The organism is Bacillus sp. FSL R5-0397 (assembly GCF_038593395.1).
In the GTDB taxonomy this organism is placed as follows: Bacteria; Bacillota; Bacilli; order Bacillales; family Bacillaceae; genus Bacillus; species Bacillus altitudinis.
In genome coordinates this window covers 2,197,319-2,216,721 of the sequence record NZ_CP151992.1, presented here as the reverse complement: position 1 = coordinate 2,216,721, position 19,403 = coordinate 2,197,319, and the positions used below count along the sequence as shown (strand labels likewise).

Genomic DNA, 19,403 nt, shown 5'->3' with positions numbered 1-19,403 from the left:
TAAGGCATGAATGATAAAGGATTTACACTGTTAGAAATGTTAATTGTCATGCTTGTGATCTCCATTCTTTTATTGATCACCATTCCAAATATCACTCGGCATCATCAAAGCATTCAAGCAAAGGGCTGTGAAGGGCTGAAATCAATGGTGAGTACACAGGTAATGGCATATGAATTAGAGCATGACGGCAAGACGCCATCTTTAGCTGAATTAGAAAAAGAAGGCTATGTCAAAAAAGGATTATCTTGTCCAAATGGAAAGGCAATTTTCATTCAAAACGGCGATGTGAAAAATGAATAAATCGCTTTTCCAGGAGAAAGGATTTACACTCATTGAACAGCTTTTGATCGTCATGATTTTCTCTATCTTATTATCGATAATAGGTGGAAAAGTGCCCAATATATTAGAAAGTGCTGAAGCAAAAAAGCAAGTGAACTTGCTAAAACAAGATCTTCAATTGGCATCTTATACTGCATTTATTAAAAAAACACGAGTAACTGTTGAGTTTCACCCGCCCAATGTATCTTATCAAGTCATCGAACAGAATAGTGAGCAGATCATTGCTTCTAATCCACACAAAAAAGGCACCATCAAGCAATCCACATTTCAAAAAGGCCTTCACTTTAATAAAAACGGACATCCAAATAGCGGCGGTTCTCTCATTGTTCAATTTGGCAGTGAAATATATAAACTCACGATTTACTTAGGGAGCGGGCGGATTCATGTTCAGCAACAATAAAGGATTTAGTACGTTTGAGATGCTCTTTTCTTGCCACCTCTTTCTATTTGCTGCTCTTGTGCTCGTGCCATCCTTTGAAAAACTGACAATTGGGAAAGAAGAATTAAGGGCTAAACTGGAAGCTTATCAAATCTTACATGAGTATATGAATACAGCTTTTATAGAAGGTCAAAATGAATCAAGTACAAAGAAACGAGGCGAGATCACATATGAATTCATTTGGGGTCAGGAGAAGGGATGTGTTTCATACAAAGTACAAAAAAAGAAGACGATTTGCTTTCGACATTTGGAGCGATGAACAAGGCTTTACACTCGCTCAAGCAATATGGCAATTGCAGCTATTTTTGCTGCTTTCTTTTGGCTGCATGCTGCTTTTATCAATTGCTGAAAAAGCTCATCCGTTTGCAGAAATCAACAAATTTTCGCAAATGGAGTGGAAACAAACGGCCCTGCAATTAGAGGAGGAGCTAAATTGTGCTGTCGCTGTAAGAGCGGTGAAAAATGGAACAGCACTGGAGTATATTTCAAATCAAGGGCGAGTGGTGACGATTGAGCCGTATCAAGAGATGCTTCGTAAACGAACGGATCAGGCAGGTCATCTCCCTTTATTACAAAAGGTGAAACAATTCCATGTAAGAACAAAAGAGCAAACCACCACTCTCCAAGTCACAGATGTATTTGGTCAAGTACATGAAGCTGTTTTTTTCACTTACAAAGGAGTGATTCCTAAAACGTGAAAAGAGAAGACGGGTTTATTTATCCTCACGTACTTGCTGTCATTCTTTTGTTTTTATTGATTCTAGGCTCGATGACCATTGGGTTTCAAAAAGAGTTGAAAAGTGCAGAGCTCACGATTTCTTTTTATCAAAAACAGCAGTTATTTCGAATGGGACTAAATGAAGCTGCAAACAAATTAAATCGTATTTGTGATCAGCCATTGAGCCCAATTGTCACAGAAGAAGGTCGAGTGACGTTGAAGCGAATTGGGTGCGATGACAGAAAAAAGCTAGTCCGCCTCTTGGTTAACATCGAGACAAAGGGTGGTGTAACTGACGAGCGGGAACTAGAGATGAATAAGGAGACAGGAGAAATCAATCAATGGATCAGCACTTATTAGCGAGTGTATAAAACGATACTCTTCTTGGTAACACTTTAAGGAAGAAGAGGTGAGTGTTCGATGAAGACAAATGATTATGTAAAATATATGACGCAGGAAATCATTAAATATATGAATACACCACGTGACGAGCGGAAAGAACATAAACAGGAAAAAATGGAGACAAAACCACCATTTTCTCGGCGTTTATTCGGTGTTCTGCCTTTTGGCTTCTCAATGATGCTAAAAAAACGTCAACGTCATCGACAAAAGTAAAAAGCCGCCAGCAGGCGGTTTTTTTCATGCCATTTTAGCTGTATTCTTCCACAACAATGACTTTATTGACCTTGTTTGAGTAAGGGTTATAGGAAATGGTGACATATACCCCAAATTCTTTGGCCTGATCTTTCAACGTAATATGATATTGCTTCACGGATTCTTTCTCCCGGTGCCGATCCCACACTTTTTGTTTGAATAAAACATGTGCTAACGGATACCGTTTTTTTGCTTCTTTGACTGCCCTTGTTTCCCATTGATCTGCGGCAGCAGTGATTCCTTTTGCCTCAGCTAGATGGGCGCTTTGGATCAAAGGGCTTAACAGTAAACTGAGCATGATCATGATTCTTCCATATTTCAACTAACATCACCTCACCAATTATTATCCTGACCAAATCCTGCACTTTTATGTAAATTTTTAAGAAGTACAAATGTCACAGAAAAAAATATTGAATATGGCGAAAGAATGAGAAAATGGAAGAATTTTCTCGGTAATGTTCTTGTTTAAGAACAAAATGGACTAATTTGACGTTTTGGATTTTATAGGTAATTCCTTATACTGAGTGTAATCGTTCTTTTTAAAGAACAATTGTTCAAGGAGTTGAAAGATTCAATGAAACAGCTGCTCTTTGTACTATTTTGTGCTATTTGTTTGATTTTCACTTCTTTTTTTATTACGTCTACTAATGCTTCTTTTAACGATGTTGAGCATTCGAATTTTGTCATGAAAACATGTGAAAATTTCGAAGAGACAGATCAGCATTGCCAGCCAAAGAAATGGGATAGAAGTCATTTGAAACTGATCGATCAAACGATCATTGAGGGGACAGTCTGTGCGCCTCAAAAGCTGAGCATGTCACTAAAAAATATTGGACAACCCATCGCGCACTCTGAATGGAAGTGGGAACTACATAAAGTAGAGAGTGTTCAGGTGCCATTACAAGATGGCCATGTTATTGAAAAAGGTGCTATACAGTCCCTCTCATCAGAAGAAACGACGACTGTCACGGCAGTTAAAGCAAAAGTAAATGGAATTTATTTGTTTAAAATCTATTATCCTAAAGGGTTTGGTGGTTCTGAAAAGCCATTCTTTACGTCTCAACATATGCAGCTTTCGAATTGTCAAGAAAAGGCGTCCTAAGTAGGGTTTGCCTGCTGAATGAAACATGATATGCAAAGGGGAGAAAGGTATGAAAAAGTGGATGAAAATGTCTGGGAGTATTCTTTACGCGCTGGTCTTCACGATGATGATTGTGTGTATTATTGTCGTGTTGTCATCAAGGACAACAGGCGGAGATCCTCAGATTTTTGGTTATGAGTTCAAGCAAGTATTATCTGGATCAATGGAACCGGAATTTTCGACTGGTTCATTGATTGTTGTGAAACATGTCACCTCACCTGAAACACTCAAAAAAGGGGATATTATTACGTTTCAAACGAAGCAAGACCAATCCTTTGTGACTCACCGCATTGTTGGGGTGAAAGGAAAAGGAGTAAATAAAGCCTTTGAGACAAAAGGAGACCACAATATGTATCAAGATGGCACGCTCGTCAAAGCGAATCAAGTGACTGCGCAGTATACGGGCGTGAACATTCCTTATGCAGGAAAGCTTCTTTCGTATGCAGGAACTTCTGCTGGGACCGCTCTTTTGCTCATTATTCCAGGGGTGATGCTGCTTGTTTATTCAACCATTCATTTTGTTGGTGCTGCCAAACATCGAAGACATACGGCTGAGTTACACATGTCAGAGGAACAAGCATAAATTTTCGTTTGTAACCTAAATCAGGTTTCAATAAAACAATTTATTAGGGGGTTCAATCATGGCAATGAAAAAATCAATTCGTTTAGGTGTTTTATCGGGAGCGTTAGGTCTTGCTTTAATTGGCGGGGGAACGTGGGCTGCATTTAATGATGTTGAGACGGCAAACGCGGTCTACTCTACAGGAGAACTGAATCTATCTGCAAAAGAGAATTCCGGCGCCATCAACCTTGCGAACATAAAACCTGGTGACCGTATAAAGAAGGAATTTAATTTTGAAAATAAAGGGTCTCTTGCAATTAATCAAGTGCTGATGAGTCTTGATTATAGCCAGTTTCAAGATGGAACATCAGCGAAAAATGGCGGGAAGAATACAGCTGAAGAATTCCTCAGCCAATTTCAGGTGAGTGTTCTAACGGTTGGAGCCGAAGGTGGGAATGGATACCCGAAAAATATTATTTTAGACCATGCAAACCTGCTTGACCTGCATCTATTAACGTCAAAGCAGGATCAGACCGCATTTGAAAAGCTTCATCATGCCGTCGATGAGAAGTTTTTACATGAAAGTGGTAAAATTAATGTTGCCACCGTTGATGGATCAACAGCTCCAGAGTATGACGGCATTCCAAAGAATCCGTTTGATTACGATAAAATGGAAATGATCATTGAATTTGTCAATGACCAGACGAAGGATAAAGCGGGTAACTATATCCAAAATAAATACCAAGGCGATGCGATTCAAGTTGATCTTTCCTTCGAAGCGACTCAGTGGAATGGTTTAACGATCAATCCAAAAAAGCATACGGATGAAAAAGGCTACGTGAAAGAAAACGAAAAAGCACACAGCGAAGATAAAAAATAAAGTCAGTCTTTAGACTGATAACAAGATCTGCATAGCAATTGGAGGAGTATGCGCTAAAATATGCGCATTACTCCTCTTCTTGCTTTTTTTTCCAGATTTGATAATCTAAAAATTCACGAAATTGCTTTTTCGAAACCCCTGATGTCATTGCATCTCGAACTAGTTTTTCCCATTCACTATCTAATTGACCATCGTATTCGGTTTCATCATTTTCGTTTAACAGTGTATGAACCGAGACGTCCAGAACAGCGGAGACTTTTTCAAGAAATTGAATGGAGGGGTTTGTTTGCAAGTTTCTTTCTATTGAACTTAAATAAGACTTCGCTACCCCAGCCTTTTCGGCCAGTTCTGATAGTGAGTAGCCTTTTTCATTGCGGTATTGTTTAATACGCTGGCCAATCAATGTCATCACCTTCCTTTCGATATTATAGCACATTCAGAAAGGTTTGATAGAATGACTTCTTGCCATAGGGGGAGACTCAGAGGACTTTTCGCGTGATTTGAGAAAATGACGGACTTCTTCAACTGTTAGTCCTGCTTTGCGCGCTTCGCGTAATAATTGAACCCATTCACTGTCTAATAACTTCGTTTTCTTTTCCATACAAATACCCTCCTAAAATACTGAATCGTGTATTTCAGGCACTTAACGCATGAAATGGAAAAACACAGGTGATAAGACCTCATAGATTGCTTGCGTCATGTTTCCGCCCAATACAAACAGACAAACGTTGCTTTTGATTGATCGAAAATTTGATATCACATGAAAGGGAGGGAGACTCGCTAAGTCAGCCTCCTCTTTTTTGCTGTAAGTAAAAAAGTCCGCCATTTTCAATCGTAAGACTGATTTTTGGTTCGTATAAAGTTTTAAGTGCTTGTCTTTCTATTTCATATTCTACAGATGTGTCTGAAGTCCCTTCATAAAATTGGTTTAAAAGTTCCGAGTCTTCTTTCCACTTTTGAACAGCTCTTACCGCCCAATCATCCGGCTCTTCATTGGCATAACGTTCCATCAGGCTGTACAGCCGTTTGACGCCGCTCTCTGGCTTAATCATCGTACTCATTGTGAAGCAATAATCAGGAATTTGAGACGATAGCTCACGCGCTTCCAGCTTCTCTTGAAATTGTTCGATGACTTCTCCGCGTATTAGATGAAGTCCAAGAGACAGCAGTTTGTCTTTTTTACGGTCTGCCAGATAGGATATTTTGACATTGAGACCAAGCCACGGCTCCAGTGCGATCTGGCTGTTTGTGAGCGGTCTGACTTTTTCGTACAGCCGAATAAAACGGCCTTGCTGTTTCACAACCTCGAATATTTGGAATAAACGAGGGGAGCCGAAGTGGACAAATTCTCCTTCGACCGAGTCATCAGCTTTTTTTTGATCGGTGATCAAAGTCAATTGCCGCGGCTCAGGTACGCCTCCCGTTTTTTCGAGCCAATGCCAATAAAAAGGACGGTTCATGATCAATTTATCCATTTCGATTGTCAGCTGTACGGTCATGTGTCCTGCACTTTCTTCAAGTATGTCGCATTGATTTGCCTGAAAGAAACGGAGAAGAAATGTGTGAATCTCGCGCTGCTCCATTGGTCAACTCTCCTTTATGAACCTTGCTGTCTTTCTTCTAAAAGCGGTGTTTGTGCTTCTGTTAAATAGGAAGCAAATTGGGTTAATTTCTTTTTCATGTCTACGTCAGACTCGTGCTGGAAGAGAATTTGATGCAATTCTGTTTCAGCATCTTGGATATCAATTCGGGTTAAAATATCATCTAGATCGCCAATGACGTTTTCAAACAGCTGAATTTTTTCATATAAAAGTTTTAAAATATGTTCTTCAACTGTTCCGCTAGTTGCCATATTGTAAATGTGGACATCCCGCTCTTGACCGAGCCGGTGAATACGTCCAATTCTTTGTTCCAAGCGCATTGGGTTCCACGGAAGGTCGTAGTTGATGATTTGGTTGCAAAACTGAAGGTTGATCCCTTCGCCGCCTGCTTCTGTCGCAATGAGCACTTGCGACCGCTCTCTAAATAAATCTTTCATCCAGTCTTTTTTACTCCGTTTAAACCCGCCTCGAAAAGGAACCGAACTGATGCCGTTTTGCTGGAGAAACCATTGCAAATAAATTTGTGTCGCACGGTATTCAGTGAAGATAATGACTTTTTCATTTAATTGCTGAATGAGTTTAACGACTTCAAGTGCTTTAGAATTTTGTTCTACCTGGTTGATTTTCTCCATGATGTGCATCATCGCAGAAGCACCTAGAATGTGTTTTTCCTCTTCTTGCATTTTTTTAATGGTCATATAGACGGCCTCACGACTCGAACAGCATTCTCGTTCTAAGGTCATAATTGAAAACATGTGCTTCGTATAGGAAGGGTTTTCTTTTAACTTGCAAATTTCATCATATAGTGCTTGTTCTGTCGGGGAGAAATCAATAGAAATCGTCTTTACATGACGCTTTGACCATTCGATGCCAGTGTCTTGTCGCCGATTCCGAATCATCACTTTATTGACTAACTGTTTTAGCCGGTCATGGTCCTCAAGTTGAAGGTCTTTTTTGGCAAATAGGTCTTTAAACTGTGTTTCATTACCTAAATGGCCTGGCTTCAACAGAGAAACGAGATTAAAAATTTCTCCTATTCGATTTTGGATAGGTGTGGCTGTGAGCAGAAGGCAGAACTTTTTATTCAAATTTCTTACAAACTCATAGTTTTTCGTTTTATTGTTTTTCAGTTTGTGTGCTTCATCAATAATGACCATATCGTAGGAGATGGATAAGATCGTGTCTCGATGTGGCTGTCTTTTGGCTGTATCAATTGAGGAAACCACAACATCGCACTGCTCCCACACATAGCTCTTCTTTTGCTCGACAGCATCTATGTAAAATTTCGTCCGCAGTTCTTGTACCCATTGGGACACAAGGGAGGCGGGTACGAGAATGAGAATCTTCTTGGCAAGTCCGCGAATCATGTATTCTTTGATAATCAGTCCTGCTTCAACGGTTTTTCCAAGACCCACTTCATCTGCTAAAATGGCTTTCCCATTCATCTCTTCTACGACTCTTCTAGCGACTTCGAGCTGGTGTTTTAAAGGAGTAAATGCAGGCAGGTGCGCAGGTGCTTGCAGTCCTTCAAATGAATCAATGGCTGTCACTTTTTGTACTTGTGCTGCTAAACGGTACATATCCCAATTCGCCCAGGGACCGTCTGCTGTAAGACGCTTTTGAAATTCACTTGCCCATTTTTGATCAAAGATCGTTTGAATATTCAATGTGACCGCCTGCCTTTCTGGTAGAGTGATGATAAAATCGTTCTGTTTTTAAACGCTTCATTTTTTTATAGCGATTTAAAAGATGTTATATATCAATAAAAGCGAACGATAATGAATGATTATTTTAAAAATGTTAATGATTTTTCTGTTGCTCTTCATCCATTTCTAATGGTAGGATGTTGGTAAGTGATCTAGAGAATAAGTCACCCATTTTGATAGTATGTCCAATAAAGGTGAAGAATATGAGCGGATGATGGTATGGGGAGAGACCTAGCGGTTATTTTGCACTGACAGGCGCCGAAGGAGCAAGCTGAATTGGTTCAGTGAATCTCTCAGGCAAAAGTACTCTTACCGGACGCAACTCTGGAGAGTGTTTGCGCAGCGATTTTTAGCAAACCACCAAAGGGGAAAACGCACAATGATGTTGTGCTGTAAACTTTCAGGTGCAAGGACAGAGACTTCTTTTTGATAAAAGGGAGCGCTCTGTCCTTTTTTGCTGTGATTTTTTTCTGAAAATTCAGCTTGTGATGTGCACTGTAAGAAAAAAGGGGGAAACGATTGATGTTGAAACGAACACCGCTTTTTCATGCGTATGAAACGTTTGGCGCAAAAACCATTGACTTCGGGGGCTGGGAATTACCTGTCCAATTTTCTTCCATTAAAGAAGAACATGAAGCTGTTCGAACAAAAGCAGGGCTGTTTGACGTGTCTCACATGGGTGAGGTGGAAGTCACAGGTCAGGGAGCTCTTCCTTTTTTACAAAGGTTATTAACCAATGATCTGTCAAAGCTGACAGACGGTAAGGCACTATATACAGCCATGTGTTATGAAGATGGCGGAACGGTGGATGATCTGCTTGTCTACCAAAAAGAAAAGAACAACTATTTACTTGTGATCAATGCTTCAAATATTGAAAAAGATGTGGATTGGCTGCTGAAACATCAAGGTGAGGAAGATGTTTTCATTAAAAATGTCTCTGATCAAACCGCCTTGTTAGCCCTTCAAGGACCTCTTGCTGCTGACATCATCAAAGATGTTGCGGATGAAGAAGTAACATCACTGAAGCCATTTACGTTTTTATCAAAAGCAATAATTGCGCAAAAAGAGGTGCTTGTCTCAAGAACTGGCTACACAGGAGAAGATGGCTTTGAAATCTACTGCCAGTCAGAAGATGCTGTTCACCTTTGGACCGCTTTATTAGAAGCTGGACAGCCGAAAGGACTGATCCCATGTGGACTCGGTGCACGTGACACCTTAAGATTTGAAGCAAGACTCCCGCTTTATGGCCAAGAGCTCACGAAGGATATTTCTCCTTTAGAAGTCGGCATTGGTTTTGCTGTTAAAACGGATAAAGAAGCAGATTTTATCGGAAAAGATGCACTTAAAAAACAAAAAGAAGAAGGACCGAAGCGAAAGCTTGTCGGGATTGAAATGATAGATAAGGGGATACCGCGGACAGACTATCCGGTCTTCTCAGGAGATAAGCAGATTGGTGTAGTCACAACCGGTACACAATCTCCAACATTAAAGAAAAATATTGGGCTTGCCTTGATTGAAACATCAGAGGCGCAGCTTGGGACAGAAGTGGAAGTGCAAGTTCGTAAAAAACGTCTAAAAGCCAAAATCGTCGCTACACCATTTTATAAAAGAGCCAAATAACGAGGAGGAATAGAGGATGAAGCACAGGTATTTGCCGCAAACAGAGCAAGATCAAAAAGAAATGCTGGATGTCATCGGTGTTCAGTCAATTGATGAGCTTTTCTCAGATATCCCAGAGAAAGTCAGATTCAAAGGTGCGTACAACATCAAAGAAGCCGCATCTGAAACAGAGCTAGTGCGGGAATTGTCTCGTCTTGCTGCAAAAAATAAAGATACAGTGGCCTATGCCTCGTTTTTAGGTGCTGGTGTGTATGATCATTACCAGCCTGTGATTGTCGACCATGTGATTTCACGTTCTGAATTTTATACAGCGTACACACCTTATCAGCCTGAAATTTCTCAAGGTGAATTGCAGGCAATCTTTGAATTTCAAACAATGATTGCTGAGCTGACCGGTATGGATCTTGCCAATTCCTCGATGTATGATGGCGGAACGGCATTAGCTGAAGCGGCGATGCTGGCAGCAGGACATACAAAAAAGAAAAAGATTGTGGTCTCTGAAACGGTTCATCCTGAATCAAGAGCGGTGCTGAAAACATATGCGAAAGGACAGCATATTGAAGTCGTCGAGGTACCTGCGCGAAAAGGTCAGACCGATCTAGCCGCATTAGAAGAAGCCGTCTGCGACGAAACAGCAGCGGTCCTTGTACAATACCCAAACTTCTTCGGTGTTGTTGAACCATTAAAGGACATTGAACCGATTGCGCATAAAGGGAAAAGTTTATTCATCGTCTCAAGTAACCCGCTTGCACTTGGTTTACTGACACCACCAGGAAAGCTTGGGGCAGATATTGTCGTTGGTGATGCGCAGCCATTTGGCATTCCAGCTGCATTTGGCGGACCTCATTGTGGATATTTCGCTGTGACGAAAAAATTAATGCGGAAAGTGCCGGGGCGTTTAGTCGGGCAAACAGAAGACGAGAACGGTGTGCGAGGATTTGTGCTGACCCTTCAAGCGCGCGAGCAGCATATCCGAAGAGACAAAGCGACTTCAAATATTTGTTCAAACCAAGCATTAAATGCGTTAGCCGCTTCTGTTGCGATGACGGCGCTTGGGAAAACAGGTATCAAAGACATTGCCTATCAAAACGTACAAAAGGCCCATTATGCCAAGACGCAGGCAGAAAAACATGGGTTACAGGCTGAAATAGAGGGCGCTCATTTTAATGAATTTGTGCTGAAACTGAATGAACCTGTGAAAGAAGCGAATGAGCGATTGCTTGAAAAAGGAATCATCGGTGGATATGACTTGGGACGGGATTATCCAGAGCTTCAGCAGCATATGCTCGTCGCTGTGACAGAACTAAGAACAAAAGAAGAAATTGATACGTTCATCAAGGAATTGGGGGATCGTCATGAATAAACAAGATCAGCCGCTTATTTTTGAATTATCCAAAGAAGGAAGAATTGGTTACAGCCTGCCTGATTTAGACGTACCTGAGGAGAAGCTCCCAAATTTATTTGATGAAACGTATATCCGCCATGAAGATGCGGAGCTGCCAGAGGTTTCTGAACTGGATATTATGCGTCACTACACAGCATTATCTAGGCGTAATCACGGGGTCGATTCTGGCTTTTATCCTCTAGGCTCTTGTACGATGAAATATAATCCAAAGATTAACGAAAAGGTGGCACGTCTTGCAGGTTTCTCGAACGTGCATCCACTTCAAGAGGCAGACACTGTGCAAGGTGCATTAGAGTTACTTTATGATTTAGGTGACCATTTAGAAGAAATTACAGGAATGGACGCCGTGACATTACAGCCTGCGGCAGGAGCACATGGCGAATGGACGGGGCTCATGATGATTCGTGCATACCATGAAGCAAGAGGAGATCTTAAACGAACAAAAGTCATCGTGCCTGATTCTGCTCATGGAACAAATCCCGCATCTGCAACAGTAGCTGGATTTGAAACGATTACGGTGGCATCTAATGAACATGGGCTTGTCGATTTAGACGACCTGCGCCGTGTTGTCAATGAAGAAACGGCGGCTCTCATGCTCACAAATCCAAATACACTCGGCCTTTTTGAAGAAAATATTTTAGAAATGGCTGAAATCGTCCACGGAGCAGGCGGGAAGCTTTATTATGATGGAGCGAACTTAAATGCTGTATTAAGCAGAGCAAGACCGGGGGATATGGGATTTGATGTGGTTCACTTAAATCTTCATAAAACCTTTACAGGTCCACACGGAGGAGGAGGCCCTGGTTCAGGTCCAGTTGGCGTGAAAAAGGATTTGATTCCATATTTGCCAAAGCCAGTGCTTGTGAAGAAAGAAGGTCGTTATTTCTTTGATTACGATCGTCCAGAATCCATCGGTCGTGTGAAACCGTTCTATGGGAACTTTGGTATCAATGTCAGAGCGTATGCGTATATCCGCTCTATGGGACCAGACGGCTTAAAGGCTGTAACGGATCATGCGGTGTTGAATGCAAACTATATGATGCGCCGCTTATGTGCTCATTATGATTTGCCATTTGACCGCCACTGTAAGCATGAATTTGTCCTTTCAGGTAAACGTCAAAAGAAACTAGGTGTGCGGACACTTGATATTGCCAAACGATTACTTGATTTTGGCTATCATCCGCCAACGATTTACTTCCCGCTAAATGTAGAGGAATGTATCATGATTGAACCAACTGAAACAGAATCAAAAGAAACCCTTGATGCATTTATTGAAGCGATGATTCAAATTGCAAAAGAAGCGGAAGAGAACCCAGAAATCGTACAGGAAGCACCACATACAACCGTTGTGAAACGAATGGATGAAACAAAGGCTGCACGGAATCCAGTGCTGGTTTTTGAAAGAAAATAAAAAGACTCATGGGGGCATTAGCTCCCAGAGTCTTTTTTGTTAGTTCTTTGTTTTAATGCGGCCGCCCCATTTTTTAAAGCCGCCCTTTAAATTATAAATCTCACGACAGCCATTTTTACGTAACGTTTGAGCAGCTTTTCCGCTTCTCAAATTATTTTGGCAATAGAGATAAACAGGCTTGTCAGGGCGTATTTCATTTTTGCGCTGCTTTAATTGTGAAAGGGGAATGTTTCTTGCGCCTAAAATATGTCCACCTTCAAACTCATTTGGTTCTCTCACATCAATGAGTTGGGCTTTGCGGTAACCTTTGATAAATTCTGCTTCCGTCAGCGTTTTCATTATGCGCTGCTGATAAATGTAACTGCCGATGGAATAAAGAACGAAAAGTCCACAAAGTGAGAGGACGATATAGTTGAATATTGGCAATACGACTCGACTCCTTCTTGAGCATCAGCACAGTCACCTGTCTGATGGTACGTTTTAGACAAATACTATTATAGTAAAGCAAAAGAAACTTGTCATCATAAATGGTAAGAATTATTTTCAATTCCTTCCCTATTTGATAGACTGATGAAGAGAGAAAATCGGTGGTCACCACCATTATCTAACATTGACTACGTAAAAGAGAAGGGATTTTATATGCAAAAAGAGAAATGGTGTTTCATTGATACAGGAAACCAAGACCCAGCCTTTAACATGGCCATGGACGAAGCCTTGCTTTATTGGCATAGCGAGAAGCTGATCCCGCCTGTGATCCGTTTTTATGGTTGGAATCCAGCGACATTATCTGTTGGATATTTTCAACATGTTGAAAAAGAAATCAACATGGAAGCGGTTGAGCGCTATGGTCTTGGATTTGTTCGCAGGCCTACAGGAGGTCGCGGTGTTCTTCATGATCAGGAATTGACCTACAGTGTGATCGTGTCAGAAGAGCACCCAGAGATGCCAGCGACGGTGACAGAGGCATACCGCGTCATTTCAGAAGGGATTTTAGAGGGCTTTAAAGAACTGGGACTCGATGCGTATTTTGCCATTCCTCGTACAGAAAAAGAAAAAGAAAGCTTAAAAAATCCAAGATCGTCTGTATGTTTTGATGCGCCTTCATGGTACGAGCTTGTTGTAGAAGGCAGAAAAGTAGCAGGCAGTGCGCAAACAAGACAAAAAGGTGTGATCCTCCAGCATGGCTCGATCTTAATTGATCTTGATGAGGACAAATTGTTTGATTTATTTCTGTATCCAAACGACCGGGTGAGAGAGCGGATGCAGCGCAGCTTTAAAAACAAAGCGGTGGCGATCAATGAAATTTCAGATCGAACATGTACGATAGACGATGCGCGTGTTGCATTTAAACGAGGGTTTGAAAAAGGATTAAATATCGAGCTTGTGCCTTATGAGCTGACAGATGAAGAGTTGGCATTTGTTCATCACCTCGCCAAAACGAAATACGCCACAGATGATTGGAATTACAAGCGTTAAGACGAAGGACTCTTCTTGTTTTTTAATGGGCGATGGTGTAGAATTGTTATGATTATTAAGTAAAGGTGCATTTTGGAGGGGTTTTATGACTACACCTAGTATGGAAGATTATATTGAACAAATTTATATGCTGATAGAAGAAAAAGGATATGCAAGAGTATCTGATATTGCAGAAGCCCTCGCTGTCCATCCCTCCTCTGTAACAAAAATGGTTCAGAAGCTAGATAAAGATGAATACCTCATTTATGAGAAATATCGTGGTCTAATTTTAACCCCGAAAGGCAAAAAAATTGGAAAACGTCTCGTATACAGACATGAACTGCTAGAGCAATTTTTAAGAATCATTGGTGTAGATGAAGAGAAAATTTATGATGATGTAGAAGGTATTGAGCATCATCTCAGCTGGAACAGCATTGACCGCATCGGCGACCTCGTCCAATTCTTTGAAGAAAACGATGAGCGATCCGTTCAGCTGAAAGCGATTCAAAAGAAAAACGAACAAACAAATCAAGAATCTTAAGAAAAAGGACACCTGGCGAAGGGTGTCCTTTTAAATTGTTGACAAAGGGGTAAAATGTACTTTATTTTAGCTCTTTGTCTTCTTTTCAGCGTGAAAGAAAACCTTTGCAGTCTAGGAAGGACGAGCATCGGAGCGGAGCGAATTTGACATTCGTGAGCACCGGAGCGCAGGACTGACACCGAATGCGAGGGTTTGTCTACATGGCGAAGGGTGTCCTTTTTGAATATAGTTCTAATGAAAGGCAAATGCTCCTACACTATTAATAGTGTGACAGAAAAGGGGGCTCCTTGATGAAGATAGATGGTGTGTTCTCAGGTGGAGGCATTAAGGGTGCAGCACTTGCAGGCGCCTATGAAGCGCTTGAAGCAAGAGGATTTCAATTTGTCCGTCTCGCTGGAACGAGTGCGGGAGCGATCATTGCTTCACTCATCGCAGCGGGTTTTACGAGTCAGGAGATTCGGGAGCTGTTAGACGAAATGGATGAGCATCAATTGCTTGACCGAAGGTGTCAATTCATCCCGTTTAAAATGCTCAGATGGGTGTCTATTTATTGGCGTCTTGGCCTTTACAAAGGTGATCGTCTAGAAAAATGGCTGACGGACGTGTTAAAACGAAAAGGCGTCACCGTATTCGGTGATCTGAAAAAAGATACGCTCAAAATCGTCGCTTCTGATTTAACAAATGGCAAAATCCTTGTCCTTCCAGATGACCTTCCTTCCTATGGGTTAAATCCAGAACGGTTTTCTGTCGCCAGAGCCATTCGGATGAGCTGCAGTCTGCCGTATTTTTTCGAACCTGTCAAACTGAGGTCTTCAAAAGGAATTTGTACCATAGTGGATGGCGGCGTGCTCAGCAACTTTCCGATTTGGCTTTTTGCTGAAGAGAAAAAAAGGCCGTTTGTCGGTGTCACATTAACGCCAAACGAAAAAGAACGCCCTCAACATTCCATCCGCAATGCGTTTGAACTGTTTGGCGCTCTATTTGAAACGATGCGTGGTGCTCATGACGAAAGACATATTGCCACAAAACACGAACGTCATATTATTTTTATCCCTGTAGAACACGTCATTGCCACTGATTTTCATCTCATGACAGAAAAGAAAAAGGCGCTCGTCGATCTAGGCAGACAGAAGGCCGAGCAATTTTTAAAGAGCTGGACATTTTAAAATAAGGCGCGATTTTTCTTTTTGTTTTTCTTGCCTTCAATGACTGTCAAATGTGTTTGGCTTTTCTTTTTGAGAAGGACGGGCTTAGACTTGTGGTCAGTCGGCACGCTTCGCAAATGAGTGACCCGGTTTTTCATCTGGCTTTTCGTTTTTGGTTTAGGCTGCTGGTAGCGACGTTTTGATTGTTTGACTGCTTTACGATAAAGATTTCCTTCTGTTCCAGTTCTTCGATTCATCAGCCATCTAAATAAGAAAAATAGAACCGCTCCAATGATCACAACTGATAGCAGCATTGTAAAGAGTCTGCTTGGATTCGTTGTGAGTAAATACACAAATCCCAAAACACCTAAAGCGAAAATAATGGTAAAAGCAGGATGTACTCGGCGATTCATAACTGTCCACCTCCGAAAGAATTTACCGGATTTATAAACTAGATCACTTGATGAGCAGAATCTGATGCTTGTTTCGCAGATGCTTCCTCTAAACGAAGAAGTTCATTAAAACTTGCAATGGCTACCTCGACTTGATCATCAGAGGGTTCTTTTGTTGTGAGCAATTGCAGCCAAAGGCCAGGATAGCCAAGCACTTTAAGCACTGGCACGTCACGGAGTTTGTTTGTGAGCTGAAGCACTTCAAATGAAATGCCCAGAACAACCGGAATAAGCGCCAAGCGATTCAGAACTCTCACCCATAAAGGATCTGTCGGTACGAGTAAATAGACGAACATGCCGACAATGACAGTGAATAAAATAAAGCTGCTGCCGCATCGATAATGCAGGCGAGATTGGCTTTGGACATTTTCCACTGTGATGTCAAGATTCTGTTCATAGCAGTTTATGACTTTATGTTCTGCCCCATGATATTGAAATACCCTTTTAATTAAAGGGGTCATGGAAATAAAGTAAATATAGCCTAATAACAGGATCAATTTAAAGAATGTTTCCACTGCAATCTGTGCGAAGTTTCCAGAAAACACCGGACGCACAAGTTCGGCTAAAAAGACAGGCACTAAAGTAAAGACAAATTTACTAAAAAGAAGAGAGAGAACTCCGATCACAGCAATGCCAAAGATCATTGATAATTTCGAGCTTTTTTGTTCTTTTTCAAGAGAATGATCTTCAGAAGGATCTAAGTCATAGCGCTCGCTGGAGAAGTTTAAGTGCTTACTGCCGTTTGCGCTTGCTTCAACAAGTGCAGCAACACCTCTGACAAAAGGGATTTTCTTAAGAAAGGCGGTTCGTTTATTGGAGGTCCGGGGAAGCTTTAAAAACTCAATGGACTGATCCTTACGCCGGATCGCTGTCACATAGTTCTTTTTACCTCCGAACATCACACCTTCCACAACTGCCTGCCCTCCATATGCTGGAGGTTTTGTTTGATTGGACATATTTCATCAACCTGCCTGTTTCCTGTAATTTACATGCATTTCCTTATACCTTTATTGTACAGGAAAAGAGGGGAAATCACTAGCTCACAGGTCGATTATCTACTAGAATTCTATCTACCTCTTTTTAGCCAGTATACCCTGTTATAAAAATTTTACACTCTCACACGGAAATCCTTTTTTTTCATGACATTTTGGACATACTACTTGCTGGAGGTGTTCATATGAAACGTGATGAAAAGAAAAACCAAGAAGAAAAAAATCAATCAGTACAAACGTCTTCAATGGTGGCAAGGGCAGCAGCTACAGGTTTTGTCGGCGGAGTTTTTTGGGGCTTTATCGGATTTCTGACCCATATGTTTCATTTTTCAGAGGTGAGTCCAAATATGCTGTTGCAGCCATTTGTGCTTGGTGAATGGAAAAAAGGCGGACTTGGTACATTTATGAGTATTGTACTTTTAGGGATTTTATCTATTGGAGCAGCCTTTATTTATTATGGACTGCTCAAACGGATCAAAGGTTTTTGGATGGGACTGATTTATGGCGCAATTTTGTGGCTGCTTGTTTTTTATGTATTTAATCCTATATTCCCCGATGTGAAGCAAGTACAAGATTTGCAGCAAAGCACCATTGTGACGACATTTTGCCTATATATTTTATATGGCATGTTTGTCGGATACAGTATTTCATTTGAATACAATGAATTAACGAGTCAGAAGCTTGCAAGGGCACTCGGGAAAAAGACAGAATAAAGTGTAAATCCACCATTCATATGATAAAATTATTTTTGGAAACGAAAGGTTTCTAAGGAAAAAGAAACAGACATCGATATAGAGTGAATTAGGGTGAAGGAGTGGTCATATGCCTCATTTTCTAGTGCTGAATGGGCCCAACTTAAATAGGCTCGGCAAGAGAGAGCCAGGAGTTTATGGAAGTAAAACATTAACAGATTTAGAAACGGATTTGTTTCAGTTTGCAGAAAGAGCAAATATTCAATTAACGTTCTTTCAATCGAATCACGAAGGAGATCTGGTTGATGCGCTTCATGAAGCAGAAGATCAGTACGATGGCGTCGTGTTTAACCCGGGTGCTTTTACCCACTATAGCTATGCACTGAGAGATGCCATTGCAAGTATTACGTTACCTGTCATCGAAGTACATATCACAAATGTTCATAAGAGAGAGGAATTCCGCCATCATTCGGTTCTTGCTCCAGTATGCCAAGGTCAAATCGTTGGACTTGGTTTAGAAGGATATAAATTGGCGATTCGTTATTTAGTCAGTGAAGGGGGAGCAGTATCATGAAACTTGAAAAACTAAGAAAACTTTTAGCCGAATTAGACATAGATGGTTTAGTGATTACGAGCAGCTTTAATTTACATTATATGACGAGTTTTACTGGATCAGCCGGTCTTGCCATCGTTTCAAAGGATCGAGCCGCCTTTATTACGGATTTCCGTTACACGGAGCAAGCCAAGGATCAAGTAAAGGGCTATGACATCATTGAACATAAAGGAAACATTGTGGAAACTGCTGTCCAAACGGCAAACGAATTTGGGGTGAAACGTCTTGGTTTTGAACAAAACCATATGACATTTGCCACCTACCAGCAGTACTCGGGGAAAGCAAGCGGTATCGAGCTTGTTCCAGTCTCGGAATCAGTTGAAAAGTTGCGCTTGATTAAGTCTAATGAAGAGATTAAGATATTAGAGGAAGCTGCGAAGATTGCAGATCATGCCTTTGATCATATTCTCACGTACATCAAGCCGGGCCTGACAGAAATTGCGGTCATGAACGAGCTTGAATTTTTCATGAGAAAAGAAGGGGCAGAAGGATCTTCATTCGATATGATTGTTGCCTCTGGCGTTCGTTCAAGCCTGCCACACGGGAGAGCGAGCGAAAAGGTGATTGAATCTGGCGACTTGGTGACACTGGATTTCGGTGCCTATTATAAAGGCTATTGTTCAGACATGACAAGAACCATTGCTGTAGGAACACCAAGCGACAAATTAAAGGAAATTTATCATATCGTATTAGAAGCAGAAAACGCTGGTGTGGATAAAATCAAGCCAGGCTTAACAGGAAAAGAAGCTGATCGCATCACACGAGACATCATTGAAAAGTATGGCTACGGTCAATACTTCGGGCATTCGACTGGACATGGTCTTGGTATGGAAGTACATGAAGCACCTGGCCTTTCCTCACGCTCAGATGTCGTGTTAGAAGAGGGAATGGTTGTGACAGTTGAACCAGGCATTTACTTGCCGGATGTCGGCGGCGTGAGAATTGAGGATGATATTGTCCTGACAGCTGACGGCAATAAACGATTGACCCACTCACCGAAAGAACTTATCATATTATGATGGTGAAATGTAGGAGGA

Annotated in this window: 26 protein-coding genes and 1 riboswitch; of the genes, 18 read left to right on the top strand and 8 right to left on the bottom strand. The window is 41.3% G+C overall.

The window, feature by feature from the left end:
- The first annotated feature begins 6 nt into the window (after positions 1-6).
- From comGC to NSQ70_RS11270, 6 genes are read left to right on the top strand one after another with little or no spacing between them, the layout of a single operon-like run.
- Positions 7-300, top strand: a complete 294-nt coding sequence (comGC, locus tag NSQ70_RS11295) for a competence type IV pilus major pilin ComGC (RefSeq protein ID WP_024718841.1) — start codon at positions 7-9, stop codon at positions 298-300.
- Complete coding sequence (gene comGD, locus NSQ70_RS11290; RefSeq protein WP_039166035.1) at positions 293-739, top strand: competence type IV pilus minor pilin ComGD; 447 nt, start codon at positions 293-295, stop codon at positions 737-739. The genes comGC and comGD overlap by 8 nt, the downstream gene beginning before the upstream one ends.
- A complete protein-coding gene (comGE, locus tag NSQ70_RS11285; RefSeq protein ID WP_039166034.1) occupies positions 723-1,037 on the top strand; it encodes a competence type IV pilus minor pilin ComGE in 315 nt (104 codons plus the stop codon). Before comGD ends, comGE begins: the two co-directional genes overlap by 17 nt.
- Positions 979-1,476 carry a competence type IV pilus minor pilin ComGF gene (gene comGF, locus NSQ70_RS11280; protein ID WP_039166031.1) on the top strand — a complete coding sequence of 166 codons (498 nt, stop codon included), beginning with the start codon at positions 979-981 and terminating at the stop codon, positions 1,474-1,476. The genes comGE and comGF overlap by 59 nt, the downstream gene beginning before the upstream one ends.
- Complete coding sequence (comGG, locus tag NSQ70_RS11275; RefSeq protein WP_024718845.1) at positions 1,473-1,856, top strand: competence type IV pilus minor pilin ComGG; 384 nt, start codon at positions 1,473-1,475, stop codon at positions 1,854-1,856. The genes comGF and comGG overlap by 4 nt, the downstream gene beginning before the upstream one ends.
- A gap of 60 nt (positions 1,857-1,916) precedes the next feature.
- Positions 1,917-2,111, top strand: coding sequence for a YqzE family protein (locus NSQ70_RS11270; protein ID WP_342502160.1), 195 nt, complete (start codon positions 1,917-1,919; stop codon positions 2,109-2,111).
- 34 nt (positions 2,112-2,145) lie between these two features.
- Here NSQ70_RS11270 and NSQ70_RS11265 read toward each other — a convergent pair whose 3' ends face one another.
- Positions 2,146-2,472, bottom strand: a complete 327-nt coding sequence (locus NSQ70_RS11265) for a DUF3889 domain-containing protein (protein WP_039166025.1) — start codon at positions 2,470-2,472, stop codon at positions 2,146-2,148.
- A 252-nt stretch (positions 2,473-2,724) separates the two neighbouring features.
- On the opposite strand from NSQ70_RS11265, the gene tapA reads away from it, so the two are divergent.
- The 3 genes from tapA to NSQ70_RS11250 are packed head-to-tail and all read left to right on the top strand — an operon-like array spanning position 2,725 to position 4,733.
- Positions 2,725-3,252 carry an amyloid fiber anchoring/assembly protein TapA gene (tapA, locus tag NSQ70_RS11260; RefSeq protein WP_326111031.1) on the top strand — a complete coding sequence of 176 codons (528 nt, stop codon included), beginning with the start codon at positions 2,725-2,727 and terminating at the stop codon, positions 3,250-3,252.
- 49 nt (positions 3,253-3,301) lie between these two features.
- Complete coding sequence (locus NSQ70_RS11255; RefSeq protein ID WP_017357979.1) at positions 3,302-3,874, top strand: signal peptidase I; 573 nt, start codon at positions 3,302-3,304, stop codon at positions 3,872-3,874.
- 58 nt (positions 3,875-3,932) lie between these two features.
- Complete coding sequence (locus tag NSQ70_RS11250) at positions 3,933-4,733, top strand: TasA family protein (protein ID WP_326111034.1); 801 nt, start codon at positions 3,933-3,935, stop codon at positions 4,731-4,733.
- 67 nt (positions 4,734-4,800) lie between these two features.
- On the opposite strand, the gene NSQ70_RS11245 is transcribed toward NSQ70_RS11250, so the two are convergent.
- The 4 genes from NSQ70_RS11245 to NSQ70_RS11230 form a co-directional block, all read right to left on the bottom strand.
- On the bottom strand, positions 4,801-5,136 hold the full coding sequence (locus NSQ70_RS11245) for a helix-turn-helix domain-containing protein (protein ID WP_017357978.1): 336 nt from the start codon (positions 5,134-5,136) through the stop codon (positions 4,801-4,803).
- A gap of 33 nt (positions 5,137-5,169) precedes the next feature.
- Positions 5,170-5,334: an anti-repressor SinI family protein gene (locus tag NSQ70_RS11240; protein WP_008342197.1), complete on the bottom strand. Its 165-nt coding sequence runs from the start codon at positions 5,332-5,334 to the stop codon at positions 5,170-5,172.
- A 184-nt stretch (positions 5,335-5,518) separates the two neighbouring features.
- Positions 5,519-6,316: a YqhG family protein gene (locus tag NSQ70_RS11235; RefSeq protein WP_017367588.1), complete on the bottom strand. Its 798-nt coding sequence runs from the start codon at positions 6,314-6,316 to the stop codon at positions 5,519-5,521.
- 14 nt (positions 6,317-6,330) lie between these two features.
- Entirely contained in the window at positions 6,331-8,001 is a 1,671-nt protein-coding gene (locus NSQ70_RS11230; protein WP_326111036.1) for an SNF2-related protein, read from the bottom strand.
- Positions 8,002-8,251: 250 nt separating this feature from the next.
- Positions 8,252-8,359: riboswitch (glycine riboswitch) on the top strand.
- Positions 8,360-8,562: 203 nt separating this feature from the next.
- Here NSQ70_RS11230 and gcvT point away from each other — a divergent pair.
- From gcvT to gcvPB, 3 genes are read left to right on the top strand one after another with little or no spacing between them, the layout of a single operon-like run.
- Positions 8,563-9,660 carry a glycine cleavage system aminomethyltransferase GcvT gene (gene gcvT / locus NSQ70_RS11225; protein ID WP_159159767.1) on the top strand — a complete coding sequence of 366 codons (1,098 nt, stop codon included), beginning with the start codon at positions 8,563-8,565 and terminating at the stop codon, positions 9,658-9,660.
- A 16-nt stretch (positions 9,661-9,676) separates the two neighbouring features.
- Positions 9,677-11,023, top strand: a complete 1,347-nt coding sequence (gene gcvPA / locus NSQ70_RS11220) for an aminomethyl-transferring glycine dehydrogenase subunit GcvPA (RefSeq protein ID WP_035702787.1) — start codon at positions 9,677-9,679, stop codon at positions 11,021-11,023.
- Positions 11,016-12,476, top strand: a complete 1,461-nt coding sequence (gcvPB, locus tag NSQ70_RS11215) for an aminomethyl-transferring glycine dehydrogenase subunit GcvPB (RefSeq protein WP_256688506.1) — start codon at positions 11,016-11,018, stop codon at positions 12,474-12,476. The genes gcvPA and gcvPB overlap by 8 nt, the downstream gene beginning before the upstream one ends.
- Before the next feature lie 39 nt (positions 12,477-12,515).
- Here the strand turns inward: gcvPB and NSQ70_RS11210 are convergent, their stop codons facing one another.
- Positions 12,516-12,896, bottom strand: a complete 381-nt coding sequence (locus NSQ70_RS11210) for a rhodanese-like domain-containing protein (RefSeq protein ID WP_024718853.1) — start codon at positions 12,894-12,896, stop codon at positions 12,516-12,518.
- A 219-nt stretch (positions 12,897-13,115) separates the two neighbouring features.
- Here NSQ70_RS11210 and NSQ70_RS11205 point away from each other — a divergent pair, with 219 nt between their 5' ends.
- The 3 genes from NSQ70_RS11205 (at position 13,116) to NSQ70_RS11195 (ending at position 15,638) form a co-directional block, all read left to right on the top strand.
- On the top strand, positions 13,116-13,952 hold the full coding sequence (locus NSQ70_RS11205; protein ID WP_017357972.1) for a biotin/lipoate A/B protein ligase family protein: 837 nt from the start codon (positions 13,116-13,118) through the stop codon (positions 13,950-13,952).
- Between the two features lie 85 nt (positions 13,953-14,037).
- On the top strand, positions 14,038-14,472 hold the full coding sequence (gene mntR / locus NSQ70_RS11200; RefSeq protein WP_003215946.1) for a transcriptional regulator MntR: 435 nt from the start codon (positions 14,038-14,040) through the stop codon (positions 14,470-14,472).
- A gap of 290 nt (positions 14,473-14,762) precedes the next feature.
- Positions 14,763-15,638, top strand: coding sequence for a patatin-like phospholipase family protein (locus NSQ70_RS11195; RefSeq protein WP_041091753.1), 876 nt, complete (start codon positions 14,763-14,765; stop codon positions 15,636-15,638).
- On the opposite strand, the gene NSQ70_RS11190 is transcribed toward NSQ70_RS11195, so the two are convergent.
- Both NSQ70_RS11190 and NSQ70_RS11185 read right to left on the bottom strand, forming a co-directional pair.
- A complete protein-coding gene (locus NSQ70_RS11190) occupies positions 15,635-16,030 on the bottom strand; it encodes an SA1362 family protein (RefSeq protein ID WP_096881615.1) in 396 nt (131 codons plus the stop codon). The genes NSQ70_RS11195 and NSQ70_RS11190 overlap by 4 nt on opposite strands.
- A 38-nt stretch (positions 16,031-16,068) precedes the next feature.
- Positions 16,069-17,025 carry a DUF1385 domain-containing protein gene (locus NSQ70_RS11185; protein WP_007501199.1) on the bottom strand — a complete coding sequence of 319 codons (957 nt, stop codon included), beginning with the start codon at positions 17,023-17,025 and terminating at the stop codon, positions 16,069-16,071.
- A gap of 221 nt (positions 17,026-17,246) precedes the next feature.
- On the opposite strand from NSQ70_RS11185, the gene NSQ70_RS11180 reads away from it, so the two are divergent.
- From NSQ70_RS11180 to NSQ70_RS11170, 3 genes are all read left to right on the top strand, one after another.
- The gene (locus NSQ70_RS11180; protein ID WP_035390792.1) at positions 17,247-17,774 is read left to right on the top strand and encodes a YqhR family membrane protein; all 528 of its coding nucleotides are present in this window, start codon (positions 17,247-17,249) and stop codon (positions 17,772-17,774) included.
- Between the two features lie 109 nt (positions 17,775-17,883).
- Entirely contained in the window at positions 17,884-18,327 is a 444-nt protein-coding gene (aroQ, locus tag NSQ70_RS11175; RefSeq protein ID WP_007501195.1) for a type II 3-dehydroquinate dehydratase, read from the top strand.
- Entirely contained in the window at positions 18,324-19,385 is a 1,062-nt protein-coding gene (locus tag NSQ70_RS11170) for a Xaa-Pro peptidase family protein (RefSeq protein WP_007501193.1), read from the top strand. Before aroQ ends, NSQ70_RS11170 begins: the two co-directional genes overlap by 4 nt.
- The last annotated feature ends 18 nt before the right edge of the window (positions 19,386-19,403 follow it).

Bases quoted from the DNA above. Each gene is read 5' to 3' on its own strand.
- comGC (WP_024718841.1), top strand. From the start codon at position 7: ATGAATGATAAAGGATTTACACTGTTAGAAATGTTAATTGTCATGCTT.
- comGD (WP_039166035.1), top strand. From the start codon at position 293: ATGAATAAATCGCTTTTCCAGGAGAAAGGATTTACACTCATTGAACAG.
- comGE (WP_039166034.1), top strand. From the start codon at position 723: ATGTTCAGCAACAATAAAGGATTTAGTACGTTTGAGATGCTCTTTTCT.
- NSQ70_RS11270 (WP_342502160.1), top strand. From the start codon at position 1,917: ATGAAGACAAATGATTATGTAAAATATATGACGCAGGAAATCATTAAA.
- tapA (WP_326111031.1), top strand. From the start codon at position 2,725: ATGAAACAGCTGCTCTTTGTACTATTTTGTGCTATTTGTTTGATTTTC.
- NSQ70_RS11255 (WP_017357979.1), top strand. From the start codon at position 3,302: ATGAAAAAGTGGATGAAAATGTCTGGGAGTATTCTTTACGCGCTGGTC.
- NSQ70_RS11250 (WP_326111034.1), top strand. From the start codon at position 3,933: ATGGCAATGAAAAAATCAATTCGTTTAGGTGTTTTATCGGGAGCGTTA.
- NSQ70_RS11240 (WP_008342197.1), bottom strand. From the start codon at position 5,334: ATGGAAAAGAAAACGAAGTTATTAGACAGTGAATGGGTTCAATTATTA.
- NSQ70_RS11235 (WP_017367588.1), bottom strand. From the start codon at position 6,316: ATGGAGCAGCGCGAGATTCACACATTTCTTCTCCGTTTCTTTCAGGCA.
- gcvT (WP_159159767.1), top strand. From the start codon at position 8,563: ATGTTGAAACGAACACCGCTTTTTCATGCGTATGAAACGTTTGGCGCA.
- gcvPA (WP_035702787.1), top strand. From the start codon at position 9,677: ATGAAGCACAGGTATTTGCCGCAAACAGAGCAAGATCAAAAAGAAATG.
- gcvPB (WP_256688506.1), top strand. From the start codon at position 11,016: ATGAATAAACAAGATCAGCCGCTTATTTTTGAATTATCCAAAGAAGGA.
- NSQ70_RS11205 (WP_017357972.1), top strand. From the start codon at position 13,116: ATGCAAAAAGAGAAATGGTGTTTCATTGATACAGGAAACCAAGACCCA.
- mntR (WP_003215946.1), top strand. From the start codon at position 14,038: ATGACTACACCTAGTATGGAAGATTATATTGAACAAATTTATATGCTG.
- NSQ70_RS11195 (WP_041091753.1), top strand. From the start codon at position 14,763: ATGAAGATAGATGGTGTGTTCTCAGGTGGAGGCATTAAGGGTGCAGCA.
- NSQ70_RS11190 (WP_096881615.1), bottom strand. From the start codon at position 16,030: ATGAATCGCCGAGTACATCCTGCTTTTACCATTATTTTCGCTTTAGGT.
- NSQ70_RS11185 (WP_007501199.1), bottom strand. From the start codon at position 17,025: ATGTCCAATCAAACAAAACCTCCAGCATATGGAGGGCAGGCAGTTGTG.
- NSQ70_RS11180 (WP_035390792.1), top strand. From the start codon at position 17,247: ATGAAACGTGATGAAAAGAAAAACCAAGAAGAAAAAAATCAATCAGTA.
- aroQ (WP_007501195.1), top strand. From the start codon at position 17,884: ATGCCTCATTTTCTAGTGCTGAATGGGCCCAACTTAAATAGGCTCGGC.
- NSQ70_RS11170 (WP_007501193.1), top strand. From the start codon at position 18,324: ATGAAACTTGAAAAACTAAGAAAACTTTTAGCCGAATTAGACATAGAT.